Origin of the sequence: Bacillus pretiosus (assembly GCF_051294775.1) — a bacterium.
Lineage (GTDB): Bacteria > Bacillota > Bacilli > Bacillales > Bacillaceae_G > Bacillus_A > Bacillus_A wiedmannii.
This window is the reverse complement of the sequence record NZ_JBPPHF010000275.1, coordinates 1-298: the sequence shown is the minus strand read 5'-3', so window position 1 is coordinate 298 and position 298 is coordinate 1. Positions and strand designations below refer to the sequence as shown.

At 40.3% G+C, this 298-nt stretch carries 1 protein-coding gene; it reads left to right on the top strand.

Translation table 11 applies throughout. The features are described from left to right. Positions 1–298 (top strand): FAD-dependent oxidoreductase (locus ACSG5Z_RS30850; RefSeq protein WP_435712857.1); only part of this gene is annotated, 298 nt, incomplete at both ends.

Below are 298 nucleotides of genomic sequence, written 5' to 3'. Positions count from 1 at the left end.
TACTTGGGGTTCAGGCAGAATGGGATGCATATGACCCACTATTTGAACTTGCGAGAGAAAGACGTGCTATATTTCCACAACTTGCAGCAGTTTTGCGTGAAAAAACAGGCATCGATATAGGATATGAAGAGAAAGGCATTTATCGCATTGCCCAAAATGAAGATGAGAAGGAAAGAATTCTTCACATTATGGATTGGCAGCAGAAAACAGGTGAAGATTCTTATTTTCTAACAGGAGACCTGTTACGAGAGAAAGAGCCGTTTCTATCGGAGTCAATTATAGGTGCTGTATATTATCC